Here is a 3,160-nt window from a genome sequence, read left to right on the forward strand (position 1 = left end):
GCGCTGGCCGGAGTCCGTCGGGTCGCCGTGCTGCTGGTCGACGGGCTCGGATGGTACCAGGTGCCGACCGCCGCCCCGTACGCGCCGACGCTCGCCGGGCTCGCCGCGACGGTGGGTCGTCCGCTGATCGCCGGTTTCCCGTCCACCACCCCGACCAGCCTGGTGTCGCTGGGCACCGGCGTCGCGCCGGGCGCACACGGGGTGCTCGGCTTCACCGTGCGGGTGCCCGGCACGGACCGGGTGCTCACCCACACCGACTGGGCCGGGGATCCGGCGCCGTTGAGCTGGCAGCCGGTGACCACTCAGCTGGAGCGCGCCCGCGCCGCCGGCGTGACGACGACCGTGGTGAGCCGGCCGGAGTTCGGCGGCAGCGGGTTGACCCTGGCCGCCAACCGGGGCGGGAACTTCCGGGGCGCCGCCGGCGTGGACGCGGTGGCCACCACCATGCTGGCGGCGCTGGCCGGCGGCGCCGGACCGACCCTGGTCTCCGGCTACCACGCCGACCTGGACCGGCACGGCCACGTCAGCGGAGTCGACTCGGCACCCTGGCGGATCGCGGCGGGCGAGGTGGACGCGCTGGTCGCCCGGCTGGTCGACGGGCTGCCGCCGGACGCGGCGCTGCTGGTGACCGCCGACCACGGCCAGCTCGACATTCCCGCCGAGCACCGCTTCGACCTGGACACCGATCCCCGGCTGCGCGACGGAATCCGGGTGGTGGCTGGCGAGGCCCGGGTCCGCTACCTGCACGTCGTGCCGGGCGCGGTCGACGACGTGGTGGCCGCCTGGTCGGCGGTCCTCGGCGACGCCGCGCGGGTACGCACCCGCGACGAGGTGGTGGCCACCGGCTGGTTCGGGCCGGTGCCCGAGGAGCATCTCGGGCGGATCGGCGACGTGGTGGTGACCTGCAACGACACGTACGCGGTCATGGCCAGCCGCACCGAACGGCCGATGGCGTCGAAGCTGGTGGCCTACCACGGATCGGACACCGCGGCCGAGCTGACCGTGCCGCTGTTGGTCGTGCGGGGCTGACCGGCGCACGGTCCGGCCCGCTGGCCGCTGGTGTTGTCGTACCGCCGGGTTAACCTGCCGGGATGGGCCGCAGTCAGTCGTTGCCCCGGGGCGGGGATCCACGCTTCGGGCCGGACGCCGACGATTCCGCCAGCCCGATCCTGCACGTCGACATGGACGCCTTCTTCGCCGCCGTCGAGGTGCGCCGCCGACCCGAGTTGCGCGGCCGAGCGGTGATCGTCGGCGGTGTCGGCCCGCGGGGTGTGGTCAGCTCGGCCAGCTACGAGGCCCGCCGCTACGGCGTCCGCAGCGCGATGCCGACCAGCCAGGCCCGGGCGCGCTGCCCGCACGCCGTCTACCTGTCACCGGATTTCACCGCCTACACGGCCGCCTCCCGGGCGGTGATGCAGATCTTCCGGGACGTCACCCCACTGGTCGAGCCGCTCTCCCTCGACGAGGCGTTCCTCGACGTGACCGGCGCCCGCCGACTCTTCGGCTCGCCGGCCACCATCGCCCGGCTGATCCGCCGCCGGGTCGTCGACGAGCAGGGGCTGACCTGCTCGGTCGGGGTGGCGCCGAGCAAGTTCGTGGCCAAGCTCGGTTCGACCCGCGCCAAGCCCGACGGTCTGCTGGTCGTGCCCCCGGGGCAGGTCCTCGACTTCCTGCACCCGCTCCCGGTGGGCGCGCTCTGGGGGGTGGGGGAGCGGGCCGCGGAGACGCTGCGCCGGCTCGGCCTGGCCACCGTCGGTGACCTGGCCGAGGCCCCGCTGGGCATGCTCCGCAAGGCGGTCGGCGCGGCGTCGGCGGCCCACCTGCACGAGCTGGCCTGGGGACGGGACCCGCGTCGGGTCAGTCCCGAGCACATCGACAAGTCCATCGGCGCCGAGGTGACCTTCGACGCCGACGTGGCCGACCCGCTGGAGATCCGTCGCGCCCTGCTCGCGCTCAGCGCGAAGGTCGGCGTGCGGTTGCGGGGCTCCGGGCAGGTGGGGCGCACGGTCACCCTCAAGGTCCGGCTGGCCGATTTCCGCACCGTCAACCGCTCCCGCACCCTCGGCGTACCCACCGACACGGCCCGCGAGATGTTCGACACGGTGTGGGCGCTCTTCACCACGCTGGACCCGGGCGAGCGGATCCGCCTCGTCGGTGTCCGGGTGGAGGGCCTCGCCCCCGCGCAGGGCGCACCCCGGCAGCTCACCCTCGGCGCGCCCGAGCGCGGTTGGCGGGAGGCGGAAGCCGCCGCGGACGCCGCTGCTGCCCGATTCGGGCGGTCCGTCATAGGTCCGGCCAGTCTGATGGGCGACCGTGATCCCCGTCGAAACGAAAATCCACCCCACCCGTAGGTCGTCCCGCTTTCCGACGCGCGACCCCCCTCGTAGACTTGCGGGTAAGCAGCCGGTTGGCTGCCACGGTCTGTCGGCCCGAGTGGGCCCGACCAACGTGACCGGGGAGGAGTGCCGTGCCGCTCTCGGAGCACGAGCAGCGGCTGTTCGAGCAGATCGAGCGGTCGCTTGCCGAGGACCCCAAATTCGCCTCGGCCGTGCGCGCCAGCGATCCGCGCTTCCATGCGCGGCGTCGCCTGCTCGTCGCTGCCGGCGTGATCATCGCTGGTTTGGCTCTACTGGTCTATGGCGCGGTGATCAAGACTCCACCGCTGGCGGTGGCGGGCTTCGTCGTCATGCTGGCCTCGGCCGCGTTCGCGGTGCAGTCGCACCGGCGGGCGCAGTCACCCGACCTGCACGTGGTGGGCGGCACGACGAGTCGTCGTCGTCCCCGCGGCGGTGGCCGATCCGGTCGCCGGCCGTCGCTCCTGGACCGCATGGAGGACAGGTGGCGGCAGCGCCCGGAGGGGCACCGCTGAGCCCGTCCCGCCGCTGAGGCGGGCCGTACACCGCGACGAGCGGGTCGCCGGAAGACAGCCCCGGCGGCCCTGCCGTATCCGCGCGCCTCGTTCCGCTGCCACCGGCACCGCAGCGCACACTCCACGTCGCCTCGCCCAAGGTCTCGCGCCGTCATCACCCCGCCCTGGCCTGAGCCGGCTCGGCGTCGTCTCGCCACGGCACCCATGATCACTTCATGGTGATTAGTGCGATGGGGAGGCTGAGGCAGGGCTGGCCGTGCCAGGGGGCGGCGGCGGAGCACCGCCGCCGCC

The 3,160-nt window shown here is 74.3% G+C and carries 3 protein-coding genes; all 3 read left to right on the forward strand.

Annotated features, from left to right (window positions below; genetic code table 11):
* Positions 1-1,029: alkaline phosphatase family protein (locus JNW91_RS30695; RefSeq protein ID WP_203178962.1), on the forward strand; the 1,029-nt coding region annotated here is incomplete at its 5' end.
* A 62-nt stretch (positions 1,030-1,091) separates the two neighbouring features.
* A complete protein-coding gene (locus JNW91_RS30700) occupies positions 1,092-2,351 on the forward strand; it encodes a DNA polymerase IV (protein WP_203178963.1) in 1,260 nt (419 codons plus the stop codon).
* Positions 2,352-2,467: 116 nt separating this feature from the next.
* Entirely contained in the window at positions 2,468-2,869 is a 402-nt protein-coding gene (locus JNW91_RS30705; protein ID WP_139587174.1) for a DUF3040 domain-containing protein, read from the forward strand.
* Positions 2,870-3,160 lie beyond the last annotated feature (291 nt).

It is taken from the genome of Micromonospora parastrephiae, from assembly GCF_016802865.1.
Taxonomy (GTDB): domain Bacteria; phylum Actinomycetota; class Actinomycetes; order Mycobacteriales; family Micromonosporaceae; genus Micromonospora; species Micromonospora parastrephiae.